This is a genomic window from Caballeronia sordidicola, assembly GCF_000729995.1.
In the GTDB taxonomy this organism is placed as follows: Bacteria; Pseudomonadota; Gammaproteobacteria; order Burkholderiales; family Burkholderiaceae; genus Caballeronia; species Caballeronia sordidicola_A.
Genome location: NZ_JNFG01000204.1, coordinates 41,617 through 66,583, shown reverse-complemented (window position 1 = coordinate 66,583; position 24,967 = coordinate 41,617). Strand labels below are relative to the sequence as shown.

Sequence of the window (24,967 nt, the reverse complement as noted above, 5' to 3'; positions counted from 1 at the left end):
CCGGGTGAAAATCGGCGGCGCTCACACATATGCATTCGATGTCAGTCGCTCACCACCCCAATTTCTATCTGCCGCGCAGACTCCTAGCCCAAACCTGCGCTTCAGCCTTGCTATCGAACCTCTGCGTCCGGGTCGGAAAACCCTTGCGACGAGCCTTGCACTTCCACGTCACCTTGCCGGATTTATGCGTGTGTTTTACGAACGTCGCCATCTCTCGCGTCCCTTTTGAGTCCCACGGAACAAGAAAGGCAAGAATTGAGAACTATTGGAACTTGCAAGCAACTGATTTAACTCAGTATTTTGGTGCGCCCGGCTGGGATCGAACCAGCAACCCCTGCCTTCGGAGGGCAGTACTCTATCCATTGAGCTACGGGCGCGTATGACCGAGGGCACCGCGTTCCATATACAAAACAATGGAGGCAGGGCCGCTGCGAGTCCGAAACAATACCTGTTTTCCGTCGATCCGTCCACCGCAAGGACCAGGCCAACCGACATCCGGGCCCACGAACACCCTCGCCAACAGCACCGAAATCCGGGTTAACACGCGCGGCTACTGGCCTCTGCGGGCGCGCCGCCACGTAAACGTTCCGTCTATAATCGACCGTGCTGGTGAAAACGATCACGAACGCCCCAGAAAGTCGTTGTTGCTGTCACGCTGTTGCTGAACCGACTCACAAATAAAAGGGAGACGAGACGAGCATGAGTGAAGCACCCCACGGAGTCCCGATCAAAACGCCTGGCCAACTCATTGCGGCAATAGTCGCCGGGTTCGCCGTCCCGATCGTCGTGATCATCCTGCTGGCCGTCTACGTCAATAACACGACGCGCACCGGCGCCGGCACCGATTCCCTCTCCGAAGCAGCCGTGGCCGCGCGCATCTCCCCCGTGGCGCAGGTCGATATACGCGACGCCAACGCCCCCCACGTCTACAAATCCGGCGAAGAAGTCTTCAAGGCCGTCTGCACGACCTGCCACACGGCCGGCGTAGCGGGCGCACCCAAGTTCGGCAACGCCGGCGACTGGGCGCCCCGCATTGCGGAAGGCTACGACACCCTGCTCCACAACGCGCTCAACGGCAAAGGCGGCATGCCCGCACGCGGCGGCACCAGCCCCGACGACTATAGCGACTTCGAAATCGCCCGGGCAGTCGTCTATATGGCTAACGACGGCGGCGCAAAATTCGCTGAACCCGCGCAACCGGCGCCGGGCGCGGCAGCGGGTGCATCGGCACCGGCGGCAGCACCGGCGAGCGAAGCCGCAGCAGGCGCGGCCTCGACCGACAACGCCCAGGCCGCCGCCGCAGTCGCAGCGCTGGCGAACGTGCCGCAAGCAAGCTCGGGCGCAGCGGCAGGCACAGAAAGCGCGGATGCATCGCAGGCTGGCAAGACGCTCTACACGCAGGTCTGCCAGGCCTGTCACGCGGCCGGCGTGCTCAACGCGCCGAAATTTGGCGATAAGGACGCATGGGCCCCGCGCCTGAAAGAACCGATCGACACCGTCTACAACTACGCGCTGCACGGCAAGGGCGCGATGCCGCCCAAGGGTGGATCGAATGCATCCGATGCCGACGTGAAAGCTGCCGTCGATTACATGGTCGCAGCCGTCAAATAGCTGCGGTCCTTTACGCGACGCAAATAAAATGGCCTGCGCAAAACGCTATCCCTCCACAAATGTGTTGGTAATCGGGCAGGCCTAGTGATTACTGCGAGCCTCTTTGGAGGCTCGCTTTTTTACGGGCATTGAAAGCCCGTGCGAGTCTTGGCCAAGCGGTGTCGAGCGCTGCTGTGCTCGCGATGGCGAAGCTGCGCGGCGTTGACGATAGAACGGTCGTGCAGGGCTGCACGCGCAACAGCGCAAAGCTCTTTGCGCCTGTCACAAATGGCTTGACGTCCTTCTTGTCCGTGCGACGGCTAAGAAGTACTTCGCACGAAGACTAGGAGCAAACTGTAGTCACCTTTATCGGCCGCACGCAAGGCGGTTAAGTAATCCGACCGGGCGTTATCCGCTTCAACCAATGTCCCGCCGCCGCCCCACGAAAACGGCTCTTGTTTCATGCTGCGCAAGAGCACATCAGCCATCATTCGTGAGTGTCGGCCATTGCCGTTTGGAAAGGGATGAATCCACACCAGTTCGCGGTGAAATCGTGCGGCAATCTCATCGGGCGGGAATGTACCGTTGTCGACCCACCACCGCGTGTTATCGAAAAGGTTTCTTAGTTTGACGCTGACCTGCGTCCAGTCACATCCGATGTTTTTGTCGGATTTGCGGAACGTGCCTGCCCACGACCAGGTCTGGTCGAACATTTTCTTGTGAAGGTTGCGACAGAAGTCATCACCGAGGACATCGACCTTGCGTTGACGGCGAGCCCATCGCACGGCCTGCATGATGTTCTCCTGCTCCCAGTCATTCAGGTCGCCCTTGGTGGCCAGGTGCGTCGGTATCAGCCCCGCAAGCTCGTCAGGGTCGAGCGGTGTCTGGCCGTCCTGTTCGTCTAAATCTATCGCCATAGGTCGGACCAGCGGCCCCGGAGCAGTTCTGCCGTTCTCTGCTCAACCTGTTTGCGAAGTCGGTCGGTTGCCGGACGTTGGTCTTCCAGACTCATGGTGTGCGCAACTCCACTCACTTCCTGCAGGGCGATTGAGCGCGCCCGGTCTTCGACCACTTGAGTCAGTGGCCTTCTGGGCACCAGAGCATAGACCAGCTCGCAGTCCAGCCCCTCAGCCAACTTGCGCAGTTGTCCGAGGGTGATTCGCTCCTCCGCTTCCGCCGATTCCGATTTGTGCAGGGTCGAACCGGTGATACCTAATCTGTCGGCTTGTTGTCGCTCAGTAAGCCCTAACGACTCTCGGATGGCCTTCAGCCATCCACGCGCCGGGGGCCGACGGTTGGTCAAATCCGAGTACGCTGCGACCGACGCTTGGACCTGCTCAAGCCGGAGCTGCCTCATTCTGGAATCCATTTTGCTGGCCTATAGGATATCAAAAACTAAAATAATGATAGCCTATAGTGAAGTAACTCGCAATTTTTTGCTTCACCCAAACGAAACATATACGTGCATGCTGCGTCAATATAGCGATGCAAAATCGAATGTTTTGCTTCATCATAGAGAAGCAATAAACACTGACATACTTCACTATGCAGCATCGAATTTCACAAACTGCTTCATTTTTAAGAAGCAAGTTTCTCTGATTTGCTGCACTGCAAGCCAGCGGTTGCGAGGCAGTTTGCTCGAACGTCGATCGCCCGGTCCAATAAAGAACGCCCGAACATTGACGCTTTGCGCATGTAGCACCCGGTCGTTAGCTCTGTATTTCCGCCAAAAATTCTTCCAGTCTCGGCCGGTTTGCCTTGTATTTCGGAAGCAAGTCTCTGAACTGGTCCCGAAGCTCTTTTTTCCGGGCCTCTACCCGCCAAGCTCGGACTCAACGTCGAGAAATCTTGCGCCCACCATCTCTTGGAAATATCTCCGGCAAAAAAAGACCCGCAATCCCCTTTTGGAACGCGCGTCTCAGCGCTAATTAGCTCAAAAACCAACACCTTTGTGGTACGGGTAGCGCAAAACGCAGGGTTTTTCAATTGAGCCGCCGAGCCGCCGATCCACCAACAATCAAGCCGGCTTCTGCAGCAACTCTTTGAGCCGCGCCATCCGGTCCTTCGGCGACATCGGCGCTTCTTCCTCCGTCGGCGGAGGTGCATCGTCGAGAAGCATTTCCGGGATAAATCGCGACGCTTCGCACACCACCGTCTCGCGCGCCCGCTTGCGCTTCTTGCACCAGTTCACATGGAGGCTGCGCTGCGCCCGCGTAATCGCGACGTACATCAGCCGCCGCTCTTCCTCGATCCGGCCGGTATCGACCGGCGCGTCCGCGTCCGCATCGGGATTGCCACGGTGCGGCATGATCCCCTCCTCCACGCCGACCAAAAACACGTGCGGATACTCAAGCCCCTTCGATGCATGCACCGTCGTCAGCCGCACGGCATCGGGGTTTTCATCTTTGCCTTCGAGCATCGACATCAGCGCAACGGTCTGAATCAGGCCGAGCAGGTTCTTGCCTTCATCGCCGAAACCATCGGCGTTGTCATAACCCGTGGCCTCCGAGTCTTCAGACGGCTCCGCCTCGGGCTTCGTGCCCTTTTTCTTCAGCCACTCGCAGAATTCCAGCACGTTCTGCCACTTCGATTGCGCCTGTCGTTCGTCGTGAGCATCGTAGAGATACGCCTCGTAATGGATTGCCTCCATCATGTCGTCGAGCACTTGGGTTGCTGGATCGCGCCCCGCCCGATCGGCCAGGCGCTGCATCCATTCGCAAAACGCGCGCAACGGCTCGACCTGCCGCGCGGACAACCGCGCTTCAATGCCGCCCATGAACACGGCTTCGAACAGCGACACCTTCGCCTGTCCCGCGAACGAACCCAGCGCCTCAAGCGTGGTATTGCCGACACCCCGCCGCGGCGTGGTGATCGCGCGGATAAACGCTGGATCGTCATCGGGATTCGCGATCAGCCGCAAATAAGCGACGATGTCCTTGATCTCGGCTTTATCGAAGAATGACTGGCCGCCCGACAGCACGTACGGAATCCGCTCCCGACGCAGCACCTGTTCGAAGATCCGCGCCTGAAAATTCCCACGATACAAAATGGCGTAATCGCGAAACGCCGCGCGCCGCTCGAACTTATGCGCCGACAGCCGGAACACCACCGATTCCGCTTCGTGCTCTTCGTCGTTGCAAGCGGTCACGGTGATCGAGTCGCCCATCCCGTGTTCGGACCACAGCTTCTTTTCGAACAACTTCGGGTTGTTCGCAATCACGTTGTTGGCAGCCGTCAGGATGCGCACGGTCGACCGATAGTTCTGCTCGAGCTTCACCACATGCAGCTTCGGAAAGTCCTTGCCCAACTGCGCAAGGTTCTCAAGCGTCGCGCCGCGCCAGCCGTAGATGGCCTGATCGTCATCGCCCACCGCCGTGAACGCCGCACGCGGACCGGCCAGCAGTTTCAGCAGTTCGTACTGGCAGGTGTTCGTGTCCTGATATTCGTCGATCAGCAGATAACGCAGCCGGTTCTGCCACTTTTCGCGAACCTGCTCGTTTTCCGCGAAAAGCTGTGCGGGCTTCAGGATCAGATCGTCGAAATCGAGCGCCTGGTACGCGTGCAGCGTCGCCACGTAACTGCGAAACACAATGGCCGCCTGCATCTCGTCCTCGTTCGACGCGCTCGCCGACGCCTGATCCGGCGACATCATGCCGTTCTTCCACAGCGAGATAATCGACTGGACCTTGCGGATCAGGCCCTTATCGGTGGTCCCTAACTGTTCCTGAACGAGGCCGAAACAATCGCTGGAATCCATGATCGAGAACTGCGGTTTCAGGCCGACGTGCTCAGCCTCCTGCCGCATGATCTGCACGCCGAGCGAGTGAAACGTGGAAATGGTCAACTGGTTCACCGGCACCCGGCGGCCTTCCTTGCCGGGCGTGGTGAGGGCCTTCCCTTCAAGCAGCTTTGCCGTGCGCTCGCGCATTTCAAGCGCGGCCTTGTTCGTGAAGGTCAGCGCGGCAATGTGCTTCGGCTCGAAGCCCTTGCCTTCGATCAGATGGGCAATCTTCTGGGTGATCACGCGCGTCTTGCCGCTGCCGGCGCCGGCAAGCACAAGACATGGGCCATCGAGATAGCGCACCGCTTCGGATTGCGCGGCGTTCATACCTGCTGCGGACATCGTTCGGACACTTTGAGATGCGTAAATCGGGCGGACGTTTCGGCTGCCGGAAGTACGCGATGGTGAGCAAGAAGGTGAACAAAATTGCGCCACCCCGAAGCGGGCGCGATTTGGAGAGCGGATGTTAACACGGAAGAAACCATCGCTCGAAAGCGATGGTTCTGGCCCTTTCGGCAGTCCGCGCTCAAGCACCGTGCGAAGTTTCAATCCCGTTTCAACCGTTTCAACCCGATCCGCCATTTCAGGCCCGTGCCACAATATCGGCATCGCCAACCAACAGGATGCCCGCATGACAGCACTTCTAAAAGTAGGCCTGATGGGCTATGGCTTTGCCGGCGAAACGTTTCACGCGCCCGTCATCGATCATTGCGGCCGCGCGACCGTATCCGCCATTGCCACCGGCAAACCCGAGCGCGCGCAGGCCGATTACCCGAACGCGACGATCGTCGAAGATTTCGATGCGCTGCTCGCCATCGATGAACTTGATTGCATCGTCATCGCAACACCCAACGACACCCATTTCGAACTCGCCAGGAAAGCCCTGGAAGCGGGCAGGAACGTCGTGGTCGACAAGCCGGTCACCCTCTCCGGCGCCGATGCAAAAACCCTCGCCGAGTTGGCCGAAAAGCGCGGATTGCTATTCGCGCCGTTCCACAACCGTCGCTGGGATGGCGATTTCATGACGGTGCGCGCGTTGATCGAAAGCGGCCGGCTTGGGCGCGTGACGCACTATGAATCGCATTTCGATCGCTTCCGGCCGAAAGTGCCGCAGCGCTGGCGCGAGGAAGCGTCGCGGGGCGGCGGCTTGTTGTTCGATCTGGGGCCGCATCTCATCGATCAGGCGTTGACGTTGTTCGGCCGGCCGCAAACCATTTTTGCTAGCGTCCACGCGCACCGCGATCACGCGAGCGCACCGGATTACGTGCATTTGTTGCTGGGCTACGAAGACAAAGAAATCGTGCTGCACGCCACGGCGCTAGCCGCGCTGGAACCGCCGCGCTTCGCCATTCACGGCACACGCGGCAGCTATGTGAAAACGGGTCTCGATGTGCAGGAAGACCAGCTCAAAGCCGGTTTGCGCCCCGGCAATCCCGAGTTCGGCCATAACCCGCCCGGCCTGCTTCGCGAAGTCGATGGCGATCACGACTTGCGTCAGGAATTCGCCACCCGCGACGGCGCTTATGCAGAGTTTTATCGTGCGCTGGCGGCATCGGTGCTTGACGGCAAGCCGTTCCCAGTCTCGTCGCAAGATGCCGTCGATGTCATGACCATCATCGACATAGCCATCCGCAGCAACGCAGAAGGTCGCCGCCTGGATTTCGCGCCGCTCTGACAAAGCAGCGATAACAAACGGCCCACGCAAGACTGTCAAACACACAGCGTTACATTTGCGCACCGCCCCGGCGTCAGCCGGCGCGGTGCGCGAACCGTTCTTCTCCAGTCGTCTTATCGTCTTATCTTAAAAATCAAAAGAGGAACTTCAATGCTGACGCTTAAAGCAGGTTTTACCCGTGCGCTGATTGGCGTGGCGCTAGCGGGATCGCTGGCGGCGTGTGTCGTCCAGCCGACGCGCCAGGTCGATGTCGTCCAGGAAGCACCGGCGCGCCCCGATCCGCATATGGAAGCGGTGCATCGAATGGATCAGGTCAACGGGCGCATCAACTCGCTTTGGCATCATGTGGATCAGCGCGTGAGCCAGGGCTTTTACCCGCCGCCACAAGGCGACGCGTTCCATCATCGGCTGGATGTAGTGCGTCAGGAATCGCGCGACATGGCTTCCCAGCATGGCGGCGGTTTGTCGGGTGACGAACAGCACACCCTGAACGGCGAGCTGGACGGGTTGCAACGCGCGATTCAGTAAGCACTTTTCTGCGCCGGACGACAGGCTGTCGTTCGGTTCATCGTTCTAGAGCGTTGAGCTCAAAACTCAGCACCATCTCCGCAATTTCCACGACCTCGTCCAGCGCCGCTTCGACAGCCTCAACCGACGGCTGCAGCAACAGATCATCGGCGTAACCCATGGCCAGCGCGAAGAGTTGCCGTGCAGCGCGTTCCGGCGATGCACACCGAAACACCTTCGCCTCCACGCCCTTTTCGATAATTCCACGCAGCATGCCCTGCCAGCGACTGATCTCGCTTAAATAAGCCCGCGCGAGTTCTGCGTCGTGCATGGCTTCGTCCCAGGCATCGAGCCACAGCCCCCAACCATCATTTTTGCTCTCTGGCAGGCAATCGCGGACAAAACCAAGCAACGCGTCGACCGGCGGTTTATCGATCAGACGCGCGCCGGCTTCTTCGAGTTGCTCGTCGGCGAAGTGCACGAACGCCTCGCGGCGCAACTCGTTCCAGTCGCCGAAGTAGTGATAAATGTGACTGCGCGACAACCCCGCGTGCTCGGCGAGGTCACGCGTGGAAACGTCCGCGAAACCTTTCTCGCGGAACAACTCAAGGGCGGCCGCAATGATCTGACCTTTGCGTTCGGGGGACGACCGCGACATGTTCGATTCCTTTCTTTCAAGCGTGACCGGATTAGCTGAGCTTGCACTTTGAGCGACTGCTCAAGTATAATTTGAGCAGTCGCTCAAATTATAGCTGCGATTTTACTCAAGGTACGATCATGTCATTCATCACACCAGAAATCCGGATGGTCGAGAGCGAAAAGCAGTCCGCCACGTCCACGCTGAAAGCTATTGCCCGGGCTTATCCGGGCAAGCTGTTCTGCACGCTGTCGCTCGTCGCGCTTGAGAACGCGCTATTGCTCGCGTATCCGTTGTTCGCCGGATTCGCCGTCGACTCGATCATTCGAGGCGACGCTCACAGCGCGTTGTTCTACGCAGTGATCGTATTGGCGTTCTGGACGGTCGGCGCTGCGCGCCGCGCCGTGGATACGCGCACCTTCACGCGGATATACGCCGATCTGGCGGTGCCGGTGATCCTCAATCAGCGGTTGCAGAACCAAAGTACGTCGACGGCTGCGGCGCGCGTGGTGTTGGCCCGGGAGTTTGTCGACTTCTTCGAAAAACACGTGCCGACCATGGTCACCGCGTTGGTATCCATAGTGGGCGCCGTGGCGATGCTGCTGGCGATCGAGCCGTGGATCGGCGTTGCGAGCCTGGGCGGATTGCTACTGTGCCTGGCCTTGTTGCCGCGCTTCGCACGGCGCAACCAGGGCTTGCATCAGCGCCTGAATGACCGGCTGGAGAAGGAAATCGGCCTGGTCGCGAAAGTGGGGACGGTCACTTTGAAACGGCACTATCGCGTGCTTTCCAAGCTCCGGGTTCACCTGTCGAACCGTGAAGCCGCGGCGTTTCTCTTCGTCGGCTCGGTCGCGGCCGTGCTGTTTGTGATTGCCATCAGCCAGTTGGCGTTGGCGCCATCGGTGAAGGCCGGACATGTCTATGCCGTGATGACATATCTCTGGACCTTTGTCAGCAGCCTGGACGAAGCGCCGTCGATGGTCGATCAACTCGCGCGCTTGCGGGATATCGGTAGACGCGTCAATCCTGGGCTGGCGAAGGATTAAGGCCCCTCGCCGTTTGACAAGCTGAATTCGGTCGCGTAAATTCGCCGCACGCGTCGGGAGAGCGCGCTGGCTTTTGTCGTTTGCATCGAAAACGACACGAAACAAAGCAAGCGCCGCCGAAGGGGCACACCCACAAACTCTCAGGCAAAAGGACCGGCCGCGTCGAAGTTCCGTCTATGAATTGCGCCTTTAATCGGGCGCCAAAAACGGAAAGTCGAACTCTGGAGAGCGGCATCGGCTGAAAAAGAAGCACCAGCCAGATGCCCACCGAAGGGGCGCGCGTTGAACGTCGGATGGTAGGCGCACAGCGTGCAATCTCTCAGGTACCGAGGACAGAGGGGTCATGTACCGGATCGCTGCGCGGTTTGGGCTTTGCAGGTTGCATTGGCGTTATCCAAGCAACCAAAAAAAGCCGAAACCCCGAGCGGGTTCGACGCATGGCCTTTTTTTGTTTTCGCGCACGCCCGAGGCCCGCTCCATGTCTGATCTTCAACACACGCCTTTGCACGCCGCTCACCTTGCGCTCAACGCACGCATGGTCGATTTCGGCGGCTGGGACATGCCCGTCAATTACGGTTCGCAGATCGACGAACACCACGCGGTGCGCACCGACGCGGGCATGTTCGATGTGTCGCATATGCGCGTCGTCGATTTCACCGGCGACAAAGCGCGCGAATTCTTCAAGTACGCGATCGCCAACAGCGTCGACAAACTCACCGTTCCCGGCAAGGCGCTGTATTCGTGCCTGCTGAACCCGGAAGGCGGCGTGATCGATGACCTGATCGTCTATTACTTCGCCGATGACAACTACCGGGTTGTAGTGAACGCCGGCACGGCGGAGAAAGACATCGCGTGGTTCGGCCATCTGAATGCCGAAGGCGGTTTTGGTCTGACGATCACGCCGCGCCGCGATTTCGCGATCGTCGCCGTGCAAGGTCCGAACGCACGCGAAAAAGTCTGGCAAGTGCTGCCGGAAACGCGCAACGCCACCGCTGAACTCAAACCCTTCAACGCCGTGCAATTCCCGGCCAGCTCGTTCGGCGAAGTGATGCTCGCGCGCACCGGTTACACGGGCGAGGACGGTTTCGAAATCGTGGTTCCGGCTACGCAAGTCGTAGCGTTCTGGAACGCATTGATCGCGCAAGGCGTGAAGCCCGCCGGCCTCGGCGCACGCGACACGCTGCGTCTGGAAGCCGGCATGAACCTCTACGGCCAGGACATGGACGACACGGTGTCGCCGCTCGACGCCGGCCTCGCGTGGACCGTCGACCTCACCAACCCGAACCGCGCGTTCGTCGGCCGCGCCGCGCTGGAAAAGAATGGATCGAAGGCGCGCTTTGTCGGCTTGATTCTGCAGAAGGAAAACGGCCGCGCCGGTGGCGTGCTTCGTGCTCACCAAAAAGTCGTCACGGCCGACGGCGAAGGCGAGATCACGAGCGGCACTTTCTCGCCATCGATGCAGGAATCCATCGCGTTCGCCCGGGTGCCGGCGAGCGTGAAACCGGGCGACAAAGTGCACGTCGTGATACGCGACAAACAACTGCCGGTAAGCGTGGTAAAACTGCCTTTCGTGCGCAACGGCAAGGTGTTGGCGGCGCTTTAAACAGCCCGCAAGCAACGGCCGCAAAAGCCACGCACGTCCACCCTCAATGACAACTGGAGCATCCGCATGAGCATCCCGGCCGAACTCAAATACACCGAATCGCACGAATGGGTACGCACCGAATCCGACGGCACCCTGACCATCGGTATTACGGATCACGCGCAGGAAGCACTGGGCGATGTCGTGTTCATCGAATTGCCGCCGGTAGGTAAGACCGTTGCCGCCGGCGACGCCATCGCGGTGATCGAATCGGTGAAAGCAGCATCCGATATCTACGCGCCCGTGGCCGGCGAAATCGTCGCCGCGAACGATGCGCTGACCGGCACGCCGGATCAGATCAACGGCACGCCGTACGAAAGCTGGCTCTTCAAGATCAAGCCCGCCGCCGACGCCAAGACGGATCGGTTGATCGATGCCGCTGCATACGGCAGCGCGATCGGCGAGTAAAACTTTTCAACGACCGTGCGGCGTGCTTAAAGCGCAATAGCGAACCACGCCGCACCAGCAGGAATTCTCATGAAGCTCGAACACCCGGACCGTCTGATGAACCGCTCATCCCTGTCTCTCGCCGCGCTCGAATGCCACGATGCATTCGCCCACCGGCACATTGGCCCGGATGCGGCCGACCAGCATGCCATGCTCGAAGCGCTCGGTTTCGCATCGCGCGCGGCGTTCATCGACGCGGTGATTCCCGAAGCCATCCGGCGTAAAGAAACGCTGCCGCTCGGCGCGTTCACGCAGCCGAAAAGCGAAGCGGAAGCGCTGGCATCGCTGAGGAAACTCGCGGATCAGAACCTGGTGTTCAGGAACTACATTGGTCAGGGTTATTACGGCACGCACACGCCCGCCGTGATCCTGCGTAACGTGCTTGAAAACCCGGCGTGGTACACGGCTTACACGCCGTATCAGCCGGAGATTTCGCAAGGCCGCCTGGAAGCGCTGCTCAACTTCCAACAGATGATTATCGACCTGACGGGTCTCGCGATTTCGAATGCGTCGCTACTCGATGAAGCCACCGCCGCCGCCGAAGCCATGACGCTGCTGCAACGCGCGGGCAAGCCGAAATCGAACCTGTTTTATGTCGCCGACGACGTGCTGCCGCAGACCATCGAAGTCGTGCGAACGCGTGCAAAACCGGCGGGTATCGAAGTCAAAGTTGGTCCCGCCGCCGATGCCGCCACCGCAAACGCCTTCGGCGTGTTGCTGCAATACCCGGGGGCGAATGGCGACGTGCATGACTATCGCGCGTTGACTCAAGCTATTCATGCGGCCGGTGGTTTTGTAATCGCCGCCGCTGACTTACTCGCGCTCACGCTGCTCACGCCTCCGGGCGAATGGGGCGCGGATGTGGCTATCGGTAATACGCAGCGCTTTGGCGTGCCGATTGGATTTGGCGGTCCGCACGCCGCGTATATGGCCGTACGCGATGACTTCAAACGGCAAATGCCGGGCCGTCTTGTCGGCGTGACCGTCGACGCCCAAGGCAAGCACGCGCTGCGTCTCGCGCTGCAAACCCGCGAGCAACATATCCGCCGCGAAAAGGCGACATCGAATGTATGTACGGCGCAAGCATTGCTCGCGATCATGGCCAGCATGTACGCGGTGTATCACGGGCCGCAGGGTTTGAAGACCATCGCGTTGCGCGTGAATCGCGTGGCGTCGATCTTCGCTGCCGGCGCGTGCAAACTCGGCTACACGCTCGCTAACGAAACGTTCTTCGATACCGTCACCATCGTTAGCGGCACGAATACCACGGCGCTGCATCAGGCGGCATCGGCGGTGCACGTGAACCTGCGCCATATCGATGCAACGCACGTAGGCGTTTCCGTCGATGAAACCACCACGCGCGACGACTTGCTCAAGCTCTTCGCGTTGTTCGCGGAAGTGGCGGGCAAGACGGAAACGTTCGATATTGACGCGCTCGATGCGGACGCAAAAGTCTCGCTGCCGAAAGCACTGGAACGCACGAGCGCCTACCTCACGCATCCGGTGTTCAACCGTCATCATTCCGAGCATGAAATGCTGCGCTACCTGCGCAGTCTGGCGGATAAGGATCTCGCGCTCGATCGCACAATGATCCCGCTCGGTTCCTGCACGATGAAGCTGAACGCAACGTCCGAAATGTTGCCCGTGACGTGGCCCGAATTCGCGCAGATCCATCCGTTTGCGCCGGGTGAGCAAACGGTCGGTTATCGCACGATGATCGATCAGCTCGAGCAAATGCTCGTTGCGTGTACCGGTTACGCGGCTGTATCGCTGCAACCGAATGCCGGCTCGCAGGGCGAATATGCCGGTTTGCTGATCATCCACGCGTATCACGAATCGCGTGGCGAAGGGCATCGGAACATCTGCCTGATTCCATCGTCCGCGCATGGTACGAACCCGGCATCGGCGCAAATGGCCGGCATGCAGGTCGTGGTGGTTGCGTGCGATGAACAGGGCAACGTCGATATCGCCGACTTGCAGGCCAAGGCCGACAAGCACGCCGACAAACTCGCCGCGATCATGATCACGTATCCGTCCACGCACGGCGTGTTCGAAGTGAACGTGCGCGAGATCTGCGAGATCGTGCATGCGCATGGCGGCCAGGTATACGTCGATGGCGCGAACATGAACGCGATGGTCGGCCTGACCGCGCCGGGCCAGTTCGGCGGCGATGTCTCGCACTTGAACCTGCATAAAACCTTCTGCATTCCGCATGGCGGCGGCGGACCGGGCGTGGGTCCGGTCGCGGTCGGCGCGCATCTCGCCAAGTTCCTGCCGAACCAGCATTCCACCGGGTATCAACGCGATGCAGCCGGGATTGGCGCGGTATCGGCGGCGCCTTATGGCTCGGCCGCCATTCTGCCGATCTCGTGGATGTACATCGCGATGATGGGCGCGCAAGGTCTGACCAACGCCACGGAAAGCGCGATCCTCGCGGCAAACTATGTGGCGAAGCAGCTCGCGCCGCATTACCCCGTGCTGTACAGCGGCGCGGGCGGTCTGGTCGCGCACGAGTGCATTCTCGATCTGCGGCCGTTGAAAGAGACCAGTGGTATTTCAGTCGATGACGTGGCGAAGCGCCTGATCGATTACGGTTTTCATGCGCCGACCATGAGCTTCCCGGTGCCGGGCACGCTGATGGTCGAGCCGACGGAATCGGAATCGAAAGAGGAACTGGATCGGTTTATCGATGCAATGATCGCCATTCGTGACGAAATTCGCGCGGTGGAAGATGGCAAATCGGATCGCGAAGACAATCCGCTGAAGAACGCGCCGCATACGGCAGCGGTTGTTGTCGCCGATGGCTGGAGTCACGCCTACTCGCGGGAGACGGCGGCGTATCCGCTGACTTCGTTGATCGCGCGCAAGTACTGGCCGCCGGTCGGCCGCGCCGACAACGCTTACGGCGACCGCAACCTGTTCTGTTCGTGCATTCCGTTGTCCGAGTACGGCGAATAGCATGGGTTTCAACTGTCCGGCTTCTTCTCAGAGCCGGACAGTTTTGCCGGAGTCACGCAACACCAGATACCATCTCTCCCGAACCAAGCCAATCAGGGAGTTTTGCATGGCGCGACAGGTGCGAGTGGTGAGTAAAACGTGGCGTGTTCCGGCGATGATCGCGGCCCTTGCAGCAACGGCATTGACGACGCAAAGCGCGTTTGCAGCAATGAATTTTTGCGCAGCGCCCGCGATGCAAACGAGTGAGCGCACGAATGCCGATCCGGGCGTGAAAGCACTGGTGCAAATGGTGCAGTCGCGGCTGAACGACCAGCCGAAAGCGCGGGCAACGCTGCATACGGAAGGCACGTTGCCGCATCAGGGTATTCGTGACGAGAGCGAAGAAGCGGAGAAGGATCTGGGATTGATGCGCGACGCTGCGCTGGCGTGGCGCGCGACCGGCAACGAAGCGTATTTGCGTCTCGTCGACCGGTTTTTATTCGCGTGGGTCACGACGTATCAGCCGAGTTTCAATCCTATCGATGAAACGAATTTCGAGTCGCTGATCCTCGCCTACGACCTGACCGCGAGCGCATTGCCGGTGAAGACGCGCAATGCGTCGAACGCGTTCATCACGAAGATGGTGACGGGATATATCGCGGATATTGATAAGCAAAAGCGACCGCTGACGGGCACGTATCGGAACAACTGGCAAAGTCACCGGATCAAGTTGATTTCGATGGGCGCGTTCACTACTGATGACCGCAAGCTGATTAACGCGGCGCAGCGTCTGTATGTGGAGCATATTGGAGACAACATTGCGCCGGACGGCTCGACCGTCGATTTCGGCGAGCGCGACGCGCTGCATTACGTCACTTACGATTTGCAGCCGCTGGTCACGGCCGCGCTGGCTGCGCGCCGTCACAACCGCAATTGGTTGAGCGAACGCGCGCCGTCGGGCGCGACGCTCGCCGCCGCGCTGAACTGGCTCACGCCGTACGCGCTCGGCACGCGCACCCACGAGGAATTTGTTCATTCGAGCGTGCCCTTCGACGCCACCCGCCGCGAGGCTGGTCTGCCTGGTTATTCGGGCGCGTGGGATCCGAAACACGCGGCCGAGTTGTTCCATCTATCGGCGCGGCTCGACGGGCGGTACACGCCCATTGCGCTGCGCCTGGCGCCCACGCCGCCGGCCTGGCTCGCGGTTTGTTTGCCGTTGCCGGCGCGCTGATTTTTTAGCACGACCTTTGCAGGAGCAGTCATGGCAGTCAGCGTTTTCGATCTTTTCAAAATCGGCATCGGTCCGTCGAGTTCGCATACGGTCGGGCCGATGCGCGCCGCCCTGATGTTCGTGCAAGGGCTCGAACGCGACGGTCTGCTGGACGCCACGGCTACGGTGAAATGCGAGTTGTACGGCTCGCTCGGCGCAACCGGCAAGGGTCACGGTACGGATCGCGGCGTGATGCTCGGCCTGATGGGCGATGCCCCGGATACCGTCGATGCAGGGACGATCAGCACGCGTCTCGAGACCGTGCGCGCAATGAAAAAGCTGCCGCTGCTGGGGCGTCACGAGATTCCGTTTGTGCTGAAGGAACACATCGTGTTTCTGCGGCAGGCGCTGGCTGAGCATCCGAACGGCATGAAGCTCCATGCCTTCGATGCCGACGGCGTGTCATTGCGCGACTCGACCTATCTCTCGGTGGGCGGCGGTTTTGTGGTGACGGCGGGGGCATCGAATGTGAAGGTGTTGACCGCGATAGAACAGTTGCCGTACGCGTTCCACTCCGGCGATGAATTGCTCGCGTTGTGCCGTGAAACGGGCAAATCCGTGGCGCAATTGATGTGGGAAAACGAGCGTACGTGGCGCAGCGAAGACGAGATTCGTTCGGGCTTGCTGCGCATTTGGGACGTGATGCAGTCGTGCGTGAAGCGCGGTTGCGGAATCGATAACCCCGACGCCGATGGTTGCCTGCCCGGTCCTTTCCAGGTTAAACGGCGCGCGCCGGTGTTGTATCGGGCGCTGGTCGACAAACCCGAGCAGGCGTTACGCGATCCGCTTTCCATGATCGACTGGATCAACCTTTACGCCATTGCCGTGAATGAGGAAAACGCGGTGGGTGGTCGGGTGGTAACGGCGCCGACCAACGGCGCGGCCGGGATCATTCCTGCAGTGCTGCATTACTACGACCGGTTCCTACCGGGATCGAATGCGCAGGGCGTGATCGACTTTTTGCTGACGGCGGCGGCTATCGGGATTCTGTACAAGATGAACGCTTCCATTTCCGGCGCTGAGGTCGGGTGTCAGGGGGAAGTGGGAGTCGCGTGTTCGATGGCAGCGGCCGGGTTGGCGGCGGTCATGGGCGGGACGCCGGCGCAGGTCGAGAACGCTGCCGAGATCGGGATGGAACATAACCTCGGGCTGACTTGCGATCCGGTTGGCGGGATGGTGCAGATTCCGTGCATCGAACGTAATGCGATGGGGTCGATGAAAGCGGTGAATGCTGCGCGCATGGCGATGCGAGGCGACGGCAGTCATTACGTATCGCTCGATTCCGTGATCAAGACGATGATGCAAACCGGCGCCGATATGAAGACCAAATACAAGGAAACATCGCGGGGTGGGTTGGCGGTGAATATTGTTGAGTGTTGAGGTTGATCTTCTTGGGAAGCCTTTAGAACATCGCTTCCAAGCCCTTACGGTCAACCAGATCGAGCAACTTCAACGATGGGCCGTTCGGGCGCTTCTGGCCCTGTTCCCATTTCTGCACGGTCGATGCGCTGGTGTTCAGGCACGCCGCAAACACCGCTTGACTCGCATTGCTGCGCTGGCGCAGCCGCTTGATCTGCGCCGCGCTACAGTCCTTGATCGGCGGCAAGCACAGCGCATCGAACTCCCGCAACGTCACCGCGTCCATTGTTCCAGCCTGGTGTAGCCCTTGCGCCGTTTCGTGTAGCGCCTTCAACAGTTTGTCACTCATCGCTCTTTACCTCATGTAACTCGCCAGTAAGCAGCGCCTGAGACAGTGTGCGCGCGTCATAACGGAAGGCCCCATTCACTCGGTCCTTCCGGTAGCAACGGGGCTTATTTCGTTGGTCAAGCCGGGGTTTTATCAATCAGGTCAGCCAGCGCCACAAAGTGCCATTGCTTTCCTTCCAGGTCATAGACAGCGATTTGGTTAATGTCAGGGGCAGAAGCTTCGCACGTTGCGGGCACGTTTTGCATGGCTAATGACACTTCCTGGTCGAGACGTTGGTCGTCCCATTTCATGCTTGATTCAAGCGTTTCCGCGTAGGCGAACAACCCTGCCTTCTCGTGAAAGAGATCGACACTCTTCCGATTTTCTGCGCTAAGAGTGAACACGATATCTTCCGCGTCGAAAGGCGCGACTTTGAGGGTTTGCAGCATCATATAACCAACTAACTCGCCATTCTTTTTCGCAAGCAACTTGCCGTCGCAAGCAGCCCACCCCATGTGAAGACCGGCATTTAGTTGGTCGCTGGAGTTCGCTATCAACTCACTAGGATCGAATGTGGTCGCGTCGATGACGCGATACAACTTTCCTGGCTTTGATGAATAGATGGCTTCGATCCACGCATCGAAAGGCGACAGGAAAGTAAGCATCGCGTCTCCTGGTGGGGTCGGGTAACAGAGTACCTGCACGTAGTTCGGTACACCCGGTTTTGGCTTATATGTCACCAGCACGAACATAGCCGGGTCAGTATGGAAAACATGGCCGCACGAACGGCGAGGGGTTTTGTTTTTCATTTCAGAGTCGGAGTGTTGCAAAGAAAGCCGCATCCGCCAGTTGGACAAATCGGCGCAAATTGTATGTCGACCTGTTCGGATGGGTCGCGTTTGCTATTCGACGCAACTATGCTGCTCTCAACGTGTATCAGGTCTGCAGCGACGCCCATTTGAGTAAGAAATTGCGCAACGGTCTGCGCCCTTTGGCTTGCTAGCGAGGCGGGGGCATGCTCTCCCGCGAAGGCATAGCCATAGATGATTGCATCGCTGCGCATTGGCAGGGTGCGTACGTTAATAGTTAGGTTTGCCAAACGTATGCGATCCGCATTCGTCATTTCGGCAGAGTTCCTGGGCATCTTTGCTGACATCTGCAAACCTAAGCTGCACGCCACGGCATAACTCGACGTGTAGCACAGCACTGCGCTAGTCAGCGCGTAGCACATACCACGCGAGGCTCTCCGCATTAAAAGCACATACCCGCCAGTCGCACAATGGCGCGAGGATTCGTGCGTCCGCCGGTTCGGATACAAGCTTGCATAATCGCTAACGTGTCATTTGGGGTAGACCTGATGTCTCACCATTAGGTGCAGTGATGCCGTCGCAGCAGTCATTCGGACAACCGGGATTCATGTCGATTAGAACTACTGCCCCGTGGTCGCCGCTCATATCCGCCTCATGACGCGAGTTGACGTAGCTTTTGACCTCCGAGGCGGTTGTGCCCATACCAAATAGATCGGCCATGTCCTTAACGTTGGCAGCTCGTTGTTCGGCCACGCTGTTGGCATTCTTTTCATCCGGCGCAGCCATCCCCACGACACTAAGCCACAGACGAATCGGATACTTGATTTTCATCTCAGCAGACCAGTTTGCTAAGCGAAGTATCGAATCCGACCGTAACGTCGAAGAGTTTCGTTCAAAGTGAACGGTAAATTGTTCCGTGCGCTGATTTTGTGGGCCGGTACAAGCAATCGCGGGAAGTATCGACGTGCCCAAGACGAGCGCCACGAGTGCCTTACTTGATATCTTCACCATAAACTATGTACCCCGCAATGTTGTCAGCGTTATTGATGGCCCGGTCTGAATGCTCTTTTGCCCATATCTTTTGATAGCTGGTCATCGTGTAAATAATGTCTTCACTGGAGAACGTGTCGTGAAAGTGCGACGCCTCATGCACGATCGTTGCAAGCTGCGAGTCACCGTACATATCGTATTCACGCGTGGTGCAGAATTTCGGCGCAATGCAGATCGTATGCGTTGCCGTGTTAGGGCCGCAGACGCTCGCAAGCTCATCGTTAACGTTCTTGTTGCTTGGCGTGCAGCCAAGATGCCTAATCAAATCTTCGCTCACACGCACGAAATTCCTTGGCCCCAGATCGTCCAGGACTTTGCGCAATCGAGGAAGGCAAGTGATCAGACGCTGACGCACCGATTCGTCCTTCGTGCCGAAGTGATCGTAGACTCGCTCTTGCGCCCTGGCGTCCCAACCACCTACCTCCATTATTCTTTTTTCGACTAGCAAGACCGCCTTTTTTGTCAACACGAGCACGCTCTTTCGAAACTCAACGTCCGTCATGTTCGGGCAGATGGGCGGTGCGTCGAGGTCAAGAAAAATGTCGACGTTCGAATCGGGAATGCGGTTCGTCGTTGCCGTTCCTACTTCGACCCAATTTTCTTCTGGCATGTGCATCTCTCAATGTCGAATTTTCGGATTAATGTGAGGGAACAATTTCGATGGTGAGGTGTTGCGATATATCCGTCGCGATTCGTTCAGTCCGTCCGTTCACATCTGTCCTCCCGCTTGCGATCACGCTGGAACTGTCTTTCAATCGATACTGGACATTCGCCAACACTCGCCGCGTGCTACGGTCGCGCAACGTAATTTGTTCGTCGTGGTGGCGCAAGAACGGAACGCCCATTGCCGTATATCCCTGCGCAGCGAGCGTTTTCTCATCAAGGCTTTGGGACATGGTCGATTGAGATGCGATCAATCGGGGCGCGGGGCGACACTTGCACATGCCAAGATCGTTTTCCAAAGCTGCCTGTTTGCCTCTGAATGACACCGACAAACGCGGCCCCGACGCGACGATAACTCCCGCCGATTTGCACGTCGGGCAATAAATTGCAGCGCCGATAAACGCCAGAGGAGTTCCGTGATGTGTCGCTGTTGGCTCACCCTCGGTGACGAACGCGCCACTCGTCGTTTTGTCGTGCAACTTGATGTTGTATCGTCTCATCGTCTCGATTCCTTTTTTGACCGTTCAAGATGGTTTTATCGAGAACAGCGATTAAGAGTCAATTGGACGAGTCTCAAGTTGAAAATTGAATGACTAGGAATTCGAACGACGGTGCGGACGAGGGCGCCTGGATTTGACGAATCGTTTTTTGCGCCACGAATGCGGCGGCGGGTGCGCAACTGCGTAATCGTTCAAATCCCATCGACCTCAGGCGGGATAGAAAAAAGGTGGGGCAATGGGTTTTTCTCGCCTCACTGCCAGTGACGGAAACAAACCCACGGACACGCCGCGCTACGCGCGAAAACAATCGCCAATAATCGGCACCGGCCCGTCGACATCCCTCAAAAAACCAGTAGACCAATCAGAACCAGCAAAACCCCTCCCTAGCGCCATCTCCCCGCCCAAGCGTAAGCTATGAAATCCCCTGCCCGTTGCGGCTAGCGCGAAACCTTCTGGGAGATTTCATCGCATGACATCTGCTGTCCCGTCCTCCAACACCCTTTCGACCACGGGCGCACGCCTGGTCGTCGATGCACTCCTCACTCACGGCGTCGAACGCGTCTTCTGCGTACCCGGCGAAAGCTTCCTCGCCATCCTGGATTCCCTCCACGATGAAACCAGCCGCATCCAGACCATCGTGTGCCGCCACGAAGCCGCCGCGGCAAACATGGCCGAAGCGGTAGGCAAACTGACCGGCCGCCCCGGTGTGGCGCTTGTTACGCGCGGCCCGGGCGCGACCCACGCATCGATTGGCGTCCATACGGCATTCCAGGATTCCACGCCGATGATCCTGCTCATCGGCCAGTGCGCACGCGAACACATGGACCGCGAGGCATTTCAGGAAATCGACTATCGCCGCATGTTCGGGCAAATGGCAAAGTGGGTCGCCCAAATCGACGATCCGCGACGCATCCCCGAATATCTGAGCCACGCATTCCACATTGCAACCTCTGGCCGGCCGGGACCGGTCGTGCTCGCCTTGCCGGAAGACGTGCTGAGCGACGCATGCGAAGCCGTGCCGGGCGCGCCGCGCTATCAGCGTGTGGCAGCATCGCCAGCGCCCGCGCAGATTGCCCGGTTGACCGAGATGCTCGCCGCATCGAAGAAACCGTTTGTGATTGCTGGAGGCAGCGGCTGGACGCCGGAAGCCACGGCAGATTTCGCGCGCTTCGTGGAAGCATGGCAGTTGCCGGTCGGCTGCGCATTCCGCTTTCAGGACACGCTGGACAACAACCATCCGAACTACGCCGGCGATGTCGGCCTCGGGATCAATCCCGCCCTCGCCGCACGCATTCGCGAAGCCGACTTGCTGCTGATCCTCGGCCCCCGCATGGGTGAGTCGACAACCGGCGGTTACACGTTGCTCGATATCCCCAAGACGAAACAAACGCTGATCCACGTGCACCAAGGCGCGGAAGAACTAGGGCGCGTGTATTCGGCGGATCTGCCGATTGTTTCCGGCATGCCGGAGATGGTGTCGGCGTTGGTAGCACTCAAGCCACCCGTAGCCATTACATGGAGCGGGGCTATTGAAGCAGCCCATGAAGCGTATCTCGCGTGGCGCAAACCGCGTCCCATGCTCGGCGATGTCCAGCTCGGCGAAATCATGGAGCAACTCAGCGAACATCTTCCCGCCGATGCCATCGTGACGAATGGTGCCGGGAATTATGCGACCTGGTTGCATCGGCACTATGCATATCGGCATTTCCGGTCGCAGGTTGCGCCGACAAGCGGCGCGATGGGTTACGGCGTACCCGCAGCGATCGCGGCGAAGTCGCTGTATCCGGACCGGGTCGTGGTGGCATTTGCAGGCGATGGATGCTTCATGATGTCGAGCCAGGAGCTGGCCACGGCAATGCAGTACCAGCTCGCGGTGATTTTCGTGGTGGTGAACAACCAGCAATACGGCACGATCCGTATGCATCAAGAGCGCCACTATCCAAACCGTGTACATGGCACCGCGCTGACGAACCCCGACTTCGCGGCCTACGCGCGCGCATTTGGAGCGCACGGCGAACTCGTGGAATCGACCGCGCAATTCATGCCCGCATTCGAGCGCGCGGTGAAAACGGGATTGCCATCGGTGATAGAAATAAGGATTCCGCAAGATGCGAGCACCCCGGCGGCAACGTTGGATCAGGTGAGGCAGCAAGGGGAGAAGTTGCGGCAGAAGTGAACGCCGGCCACGCACCGTGGCGGCCACAGACATTCGTGCACAAGCGGGTTTTACAAAGACCCGCGAGCAAAAGCCAGATCAAGGCTCACGCATAAGCGAACAAAACCCAGGAGACGCAAGACCATGGCATCGCAAGCATTCCTGCAGGCAAGAGATTTCCTGCTACGTCATCGCGACGACTACGACACCGCGTACAGAGACTTCGCGTGGCCCGAACTGATGGAGTTCAACTGGGCGCTCGACTGGTTCGATGAATACGCACGCAGCAATCTTGCACCGGCGCTCTGGATAGTCGAGGAGAACGGAGACGAAACGAAGCTCTCGTTCGCGGAGTTATCGGCGAGATCGAATCAGTTGGCCAACTGGTTGAAGCAGCAAGGCGTCCAGCGAGGCGACCGGATCTTGCTGATGCTGCCGAACCAGCCGGCGCTCTGGGAAACCATGCTCGCCGCGATGAAACTCGGCGCCGTCACCATTCCGGCGACCATGTTGCTGACGCCGGCGGACATAGCCGACCGCATGACGCGCGGTGAAGTGAAGCATGTGATCGTGGCATCGAGTGAAACGGCGAAGTTCGATGCCATCGATAAAGACAAAACCCGCATTGCCGTAGCTATCCCGCAGAGCGCTTCGTTATCCGAAGGCTGGCTAAACTTCGCCGATGCGTTTAACGAAAGCCCCTCGTTCGAGCCCGAAGGCAGGACCCTTGCGACCGATCCGCTGCTGCTGTATTTCACGAGCGGCACGACAAGTCGCCCAAAGCTCGTGCTGCACAGCCATCAGAGTTATCCGGTGGGACATCTATCGACCATGTACTGGATCGGGTTGAAGCCCGGCGATGTCCATCTCAACATCAGCTCGCCCGGCTGGGCAAAACACGCATGGAGTTGTGTCTTCGCCCCGTGGAACGCGGGCGCGACCGTGTTCATCCATAACACGTCGCGCTTCAGCGCAAAGGCCACGCTGGAGACGCTCGTCAAGCATCAGATCACCACGCTGTGCGCGCCGCCGACCGTCTGGCGCATGATGATCCAGGAGGATTTATCGGCCTATGAGGTGCACTTGCGCGAAGTCGTGGGCGCGGGCGAACCGTTGAATCCCGAGATTATCGAACGCGTGAAAAAGGCCTGGAACCTCACGTTACGCGATGGTTTCGGCCAGACCGAAACCACGGCGCTGATCGCGAATTCGCCGAGCCAACCGATGAAGCCTGGATCGATGGGCAGGCCACTCCCCGGTTACCGCATCACGCTGCTCGATCACGACGATAACCCCGCGAAGGAAGGTGAACTCGCGCTGATCCTCGACCCGAAACCGCTGGGTTTGATGGACGGATACGTGGACGATCCGTCGAAGACGCAGGATGCCATGCGCGGCGGCCACTATCGTACGGGCGACGTAGCATCCATCGACGACGACGGTTACTTCACCTACGTAGGCCGCTCCGACGATGTCTTCAAGGCAGCCGATTACCGCATCAGCCCGTTCGAATTGGAAAGCGTGCTGATCGAACATCCGGCGGTGGGCGAAGCGGCCATTGTTCCGAGTCCGGATGCGCTGCGTTTATCAGTGCCGAAGGCGTTCGTCGCGTTGCGCAAGGGTTATGAACCGACGAAGGAAACCGCCGGCGAAATCCTCAAGTTCGCCGCGCAGAAACTGGCTGCGTACAAGCGCATTCGACGCATCGAGTTTTATGAATTGCCGAAGACCATCTCGGGCAAGATTCGTCGCGTGGAGCTAAGGAAAACTGAAGAAGCGCGAGGCGGCGATGCGCGCCGGGAGAATGAATACTGGGAAGAGGATTTCGCGGAATAAATATGGCCTGGCGGAAGTTGTGTCTGGCGACTTCCGCCCGAAGCGATATCACCGTCCCCGTGTAAAGCGTTCCTTTGCGCCGCCGCGATGACACCAATGCGTGTGAAGGCGCCTCACCGCTTTACCCTGAATACCGGCCGACCTGTGCAACGCAGGCGCTCCAGTCCTCACACAGTTTTCTGAAAGAGCGGCTTTGCATCTGAGCAAACTCCATGTCGAAGGCACTAGCGAACTTGGGCTGGTCCAGCGTTTCGTGATAACCCTGACCGCCCATCCGCTCAGCGAGCCATCCCTTGGCGTTTCTCAAGGTTTCGCTGTTAGCCGGTGCTGGGTCGGGCGAATCCCAGTGGAAGTTCCGACATCCGATTAACGAGCGCGCTGCAGCCATGAACCATGCTTCGAATTCCCGATTTGCGAGGACGACGCTGATGGATCGGTGAGGTATGACCTCGCGTGCTCTCCGTCGAATCTCCTCTGCCATCTCAACGGGGCAATCGTCGTCGGCATCGAGCAGAATCAGGATCCAGCCGTTGTCCGTGCACTTTTTTGCCGCGAGCAAGAGGATTCGATTGAACTCATCGACACGTCGAATGAATTTATCCCGATGAACCCGGATGGGCGGCTCAATGGTGGCGAAAGCCTCCGGTGTGAGCCAACCATTTAGTCGGCGCAGAAGAATCGGTAATGCTTGTACTTCCCCATCCCCTTCGACGATCGAGACCACACGCATCATGT

General features: G+C 59.0%; 22 protein-coding genes, 1 tRNA gene and 2 riboswitches. Of the genes, 12 read left to right on the top strand and 11 right to left on the bottom strand.

The window, feature by feature from the left end:
- Nucleotides 1-229, top strand: a 229-nt coding sequence (locus tag FH08_RS53820; protein WP_235210682.1) for a hypothetical protein, incomplete at its 5' end; no start/stop codon positions are given.
- 72 nt (nt 230-301) lie between these two features.
- Here the strand turns inward: FH08_RS53820 and FH08_RS0142915 are convergent.
- Nucleotides 302-377, bottom strand: a tRNA-Arg gene (locus FH08_RS0142915).
- 322 nt (nt 378-699) lie between these two features.
- On the opposite strand from FH08_RS0142915, the gene FH08_RS0142910 reads away from it, so the two are divergent.
- On the top strand, nt 700-1,611 hold the full coding sequence (locus FH08_RS0142910; RefSeq protein WP_031364272.1) for a c-type cytochrome: 912 nt from the start codon (nt 700-702) through the stop codon (nt 1,609-1,611).
- Nucleotides 1,612-1,910: 299 nt separating this feature from the next.
- Here the strand turns inward: FH08_RS0142910 and FH08_RS0142905 are convergent, their stop codons facing one another.
- The 3 genes from FH08_RS0142905 to FH08_RS0142895 form a co-directional block, all read right to left on the bottom strand.
- The gene (locus FH08_RS0142905; RefSeq protein ID WP_031364271.1) at nt 1,911-2,507 is read right to left on the bottom strand and encodes a mobile mystery protein B; all 597 of its coding nucleotides are present in this window, start codon (nt 2,505-2,507) and stop codon (nt 1,911-1,913) included.
- A complete protein-coding gene (locus FH08_RS0142900) occupies nt 2,498-2,947 on the bottom strand; it encodes a mobile mystery protein A (protein WP_235210683.1) in 450 nt (149 codons plus the stop codon). The genes FH08_RS0142905 and FH08_RS0142900 overlap by 10 nt, the downstream gene beginning before the upstream one ends.
- Before the next feature lie 660 nt (nt 2,948-3,607).
- On the bottom strand, nt 3,608-5,713 hold the full coding sequence (locus FH08_RS0142895) for a UvrD-helicase domain-containing protein (protein ID WP_031364269.1): 2,106 nt from the start codon (nt 5,711-5,713) through the stop codon (nt 3,608-3,610).
- A gap of 289 nt (nt 5,714-6,002) precedes the next feature.
- On the opposite strand from FH08_RS0142895, the gene FH08_RS0142890 reads away from it, so the two are divergent.
- Together FH08_RS0142890 and FH08_RS0142885 are read left to right on the top strand one after the other, a co-directional pair.
- Nucleotides 6,003-7,046 carry an oxidoreductase gene (locus FH08_RS0142890; RefSeq protein WP_031364268.1) on the top strand — a complete coding sequence of 348 codons (1,044 nt, stop codon included), beginning with the start codon at nt 6,003-6,005 and terminating at the stop codon, nt 7,044-7,046.
- A 150-nt stretch (nt 7,047-7,196) separates the two neighbouring features.
- Nucleotides 7,197-7,574: a hypothetical protein gene (locus FH08_RS0142885; RefSeq protein ID WP_051888963.1), complete on the top strand. Its 378-nt coding sequence runs from the start codon at nt 7,197-7,199 to the stop codon at nt 7,572-7,574.
- A gap of 37 nt (nt 7,575-7,611) precedes the next feature.
- Here the strand turns inward: FH08_RS0142885 and FH08_RS0142880 are convergent, their stop codons facing one another.
- Nucleotides 7,612-8,211 carry a TetR/AcrR family transcriptional regulator gene (locus tag FH08_RS0142880; protein ID WP_031364266.1) on the bottom strand — a complete coding sequence of 200 codons (600 nt, stop codon included), beginning with the start codon at nt 8,209-8,211 and terminating at the stop codon, nt 7,612-7,614.
- Between the two features lie 119 nt (nt 8,212-8,330).
- Here FH08_RS0142880 and FH08_RS0142875 point away from each other — a divergent pair, with 119 nt between their 5' ends.
- From FH08_RS0142875 to FH08_RS0142850, 6 genes are all read left to right on the top strand, one after another.
- Nucleotides 8,331-9,236: an ABC transporter six-transmembrane domain-containing protein gene (locus FH08_RS0142875; protein WP_031364265.1), complete on the top strand. Its 906-nt coding sequence runs from the start codon at nt 8,331-8,333 to the stop codon at nt 9,234-9,236.
- A gap of 44 nt (nt 9,237-9,280) precedes the next feature.
- A riboswitch (glycine riboswitch) is annotated at nt 9,281-9,403 on the top strand.
- A 44-nt stretch (nt 9,404-9,447) separates the two neighbouring features.
- A riboswitch (glycine riboswitch) is annotated at nt 9,448-9,582 on the top strand.
- 132 nt (nt 9,583-9,714) lie between these two features.
- Nucleotides 9,715-10,839 carry a glycine cleavage system aminomethyltransferase GcvT gene (gene gcvT, locus FH08_RS0142870; RefSeq protein ID WP_031364264.1) on the top strand — a complete coding sequence of 375 codons (1,125 nt, stop codon included), beginning with the start codon at nt 9,715-9,717 and terminating at the stop codon, nt 10,837-10,839.
- 66 nt (nt 10,840-10,905) lie between these two features.
- Nucleotides 10,906-11,286: a glycine cleavage system protein GcvH gene (gcvH, locus tag FH08_RS0142865; protein WP_031364263.1), complete on the top strand. Its 381-nt coding sequence runs from the start codon at nt 10,906-10,908 to the stop codon at nt 11,284-11,286.
- 69 nt (nt 11,287-11,355) lie between these two features.
- The gene (gcvP, locus tag FH08_RS0142860) at nt 11,356-14,283 is read left to right on the top strand and encodes an aminomethyl-transferring glycine dehydrogenase (RefSeq protein WP_031364262.1); all 2,928 of its coding nucleotides are present in this window, start codon (nt 11,356-11,358) and stop codon (nt 14,281-14,283) included.
- 106 nt (nt 14,284-14,389) lie between these two features.
- Nucleotides 14,390-15,493: an alginate lyase family protein gene (locus FH08_RS0142855; RefSeq protein WP_031364261.1), complete on the top strand. Its 1,104-nt coding sequence runs from the start codon at nt 14,390-14,392 to the stop codon at nt 15,491-15,493.
- Nucleotides 15,494-15,523: 30 nt separating this feature from the next.
- On the top strand, nt 15,524-16,912 hold the full coding sequence (locus FH08_RS0142850) for an L-serine ammonia-lyase (RefSeq protein WP_031364260.1): 1,389 nt from the start codon (nt 15,524-15,526) through the stop codon (nt 16,910-16,912).
- A 22-nt stretch (nt 16,913-16,934) separates the two neighbouring features.
- Here the strand turns inward: FH08_RS0142850 and FH08_RS0142845 are convergent, their stop codons facing one another.
- From FH08_RS0142845 to FH08_RS54550, 5 genes are all read right to left on the bottom strand, one after another.
- A complete protein-coding gene (locus FH08_RS0142845; RefSeq protein ID WP_031364259.1) occupies nt 16,935-17,240 on the bottom strand; it encodes a helix-turn-helix domain-containing protein in 306 nt (101 codons plus the stop codon).
- Between the two features lie 116 nt (nt 17,241-17,356).
- Entirely contained in the window at nt 17,357-18,028 is a 672-nt protein-coding gene (locus tag FH08_RS0142840; protein WP_152603059.1) for a hypothetical protein, read from the bottom strand.
- 522 nt (nt 18,029-18,550) lie between these two features.
- Complete coding sequence (locus tag FH08_RS49845) at nt 18,551-18,859, bottom strand: hypothetical protein (protein ID WP_051888962.1); 309 nt, start codon at nt 18,857-18,859, stop codon at nt 18,551-18,553.
- 160 nt (nt 18,860-19,019) lie between these two features.
- Complete coding sequence (locus FH08_RS0142825) at nt 19,020-19,694, bottom strand: M35 family metallo-endopeptidase (protein ID WP_081889774.1); 675 nt, start codon at nt 19,692-19,694, stop codon at nt 19,020-19,022.
- Between the two features lie 22 nt (nt 19,695-19,716).
- A complete protein-coding gene (locus tag FH08_RS54550) occupies nt 19,717-20,241 on the bottom strand; it encodes a PAAR domain-containing protein (RefSeq protein WP_035568698.1) in 525 nt (174 codons plus the stop codon).
- A gap of 469 nt (nt 20,242-20,710) precedes the next feature.
- On the opposite strand from FH08_RS54550, the gene FH08_RS0142815 reads away from it, so the two are divergent.
- Both FH08_RS0142815 and FH08_RS0142810 read left to right on the top strand, forming a co-directional pair.
- Nucleotides 20,711-22,417 (top strand): thiamine pyrophosphate-binding protein, encoded by a 1,707-nt coding sequence (locus tag FH08_RS0142815; protein WP_031364253.1) that lies wholly within the window; start codon nt 20,711-20,713, stop codon nt 22,415-22,417.
- A 123-nt stretch (nt 22,418-22,540) separates the two neighbouring features.
- Nucleotides 22,541-24,232 (top strand): AMP-binding protein, encoded by a 1,692-nt coding sequence (locus tag FH08_RS0142810; protein WP_031364252.1) that lies wholly within the window; start codon nt 22,541-22,543, stop codon nt 24,230-24,232.
- A gap of 121 nt (nt 24,233-24,353) precedes the next feature.
- Here the strand turns inward: FH08_RS0142810 and FH08_RS0142805 are convergent, their stop codons facing one another.
- Nucleotides 24,354-24,965 (bottom strand): DUF4276 family protein, encoded by a 612-nt coding sequence (locus FH08_RS0142805; RefSeq protein WP_031364251.1) that lies wholly within the window; start codon nt 24,963-24,965, stop codon nt 24,354-24,356.
- Between the last annotated feature and the right edge of the window lie 2 nt (nt 24,966-24,967).

What these genes read in the sequence shown, in the direction of transcription:
- FH08_RS0142910 (WP_031364272.1), top strand. Translation starts at nt 700, where the DNA reads ATGAGTGAAGCACCCCACGGAGTCCCGATCAAAACGCCTGGCCAACTC.
- FH08_RS0142905 (WP_031364271.1), bottom strand. Translation starts at nt 2,507, where the DNA reads ATGGCGATAGATTTAGACGAACAGGACGGCCAGACACCGCTCGACCCT.
- FH08_RS0142900 (WP_235210683.1), bottom strand. Translation starts at nt 2,947, where the DNA reads ATGAGGCAGCTCCGGCTTGAGCAGGTCCAAGCGTCGGTCGCAGCGTAC.
- FH08_RS0142895 (WP_031364269.1), bottom strand. Translation starts at nt 5,713, where the DNA reads ATGTCCGCAGCAGGTATGAACGCCGCGCAATCCGAAGCGGTGCGCTAT.
- FH08_RS0142890 (WP_031364268.1), top strand. Translation starts at nt 6,003, where the DNA reads ATGACAGCACTTCTAAAAGTAGGCCTGATGGGCTATGGCTTTGCCGGC.
- FH08_RS0142885 (WP_051888963.1), top strand. Translation starts at nt 7,197, where the DNA reads ATGCTGACGCTTAAAGCAGGTTTTACCCGTGCGCTGATTGGCGTGGCG.
- FH08_RS0142880 (WP_031364266.1), bottom strand. Translation starts at nt 8,211, where the DNA reads ATGTCGCGGTCGTCCCCCGAACGCAAAGGTCAGATCATTGCGGCCGCC.
- FH08_RS0142875 (WP_031364265.1), top strand. Translation starts at nt 8,331, where the DNA reads ATGTCATTCATCACACCAGAAATCCGGATGGTCGAGAGCGAAAAGCAG.
- gcvT (WP_031364264.1), top strand. Translation starts at nt 9,715, where the DNA reads ATGTCTGATCTTCAACACACGCCTTTGCACGCCGCTCACCTTGCGCTC.
- gcvH (WP_031364263.1), top strand. Translation starts at nt 10,906, where the DNA reads ATGAGCATCCCGGCCGAACTCAAATACACCGAATCGCACGAATGGGTA.
- gcvP (WP_031364262.1), top strand. Translation starts at nt 11,356, where the DNA reads ATGAAGCTCGAACACCCGGACCGTCTGATGAACCGCTCATCCCTGTCT.
- FH08_RS0142855 (WP_031364261.1), top strand. Translation starts at nt 14,390, where the DNA reads ATGGCGCGACAGGTGCGAGTGGTGAGTAAAACGTGGCGTGTTCCGGCG.
- FH08_RS0142850 (WP_031364260.1), top strand. Translation starts at nt 15,524, where the DNA reads ATGGCAGTCAGCGTTTTCGATCTTTTCAAAATCGGCATCGGTCCGTCG.
- FH08_RS0142845 (WP_031364259.1), bottom strand. Translation starts at nt 17,240, where the DNA reads ATGAGTGACAAACTGTTGAAGGCGCTACACGAAACGGCGCAAGGGCTA.
- FH08_RS0142840 (WP_152603059.1), bottom strand. Translation starts at nt 18,028, where the DNA reads ATGAAAAACAAAACCCCTCGCCGTTCGTGCGGCCATGTTTTCCATACT.
- FH08_RS49845 (WP_051888962.1), bottom strand. Translation starts at nt 18,859, where the DNA reads ATGAAAATCAAGTATCCGATTCGTCTGTGGCTTAGTGTCGTGGGGATG.
- FH08_RS0142825 (WP_081889774.1), bottom strand. Translation starts at nt 19,694, where the DNA reads ATGCACATGCCAGAAGAAAATTGGGTCGAAGTAGGAACGGCAACGACG.
- FH08_RS54550 (WP_035568698.1), bottom strand. Translation starts at nt 20,241, where the DNA reads ATGAGACGATACAACATCAAGTTGCACGACAAAACGACGAGTGGCGCG.
- FH08_RS0142815 (WP_031364253.1), top strand. Translation starts at nt 20,711, where the DNA reads ATGACATCTGCTGTCCCGTCCTCCAACACCCTTTCGACCACGGGCGCA.
- FH08_RS0142810 (WP_031364252.1), top strand. Translation starts at nt 22,541, where the DNA reads ATGGCATCGCAAGCATTCCTGCAGGCAAGAGATTTCCTGCTACGTCAT.
- FH08_RS0142805 (WP_031364251.1), bottom strand. Translation starts at nt 24,965, where the DNA reads ATGATGCGTGTGGTCTCGATCGTCGAAGGGGATGGGGAAGTACAAGCA.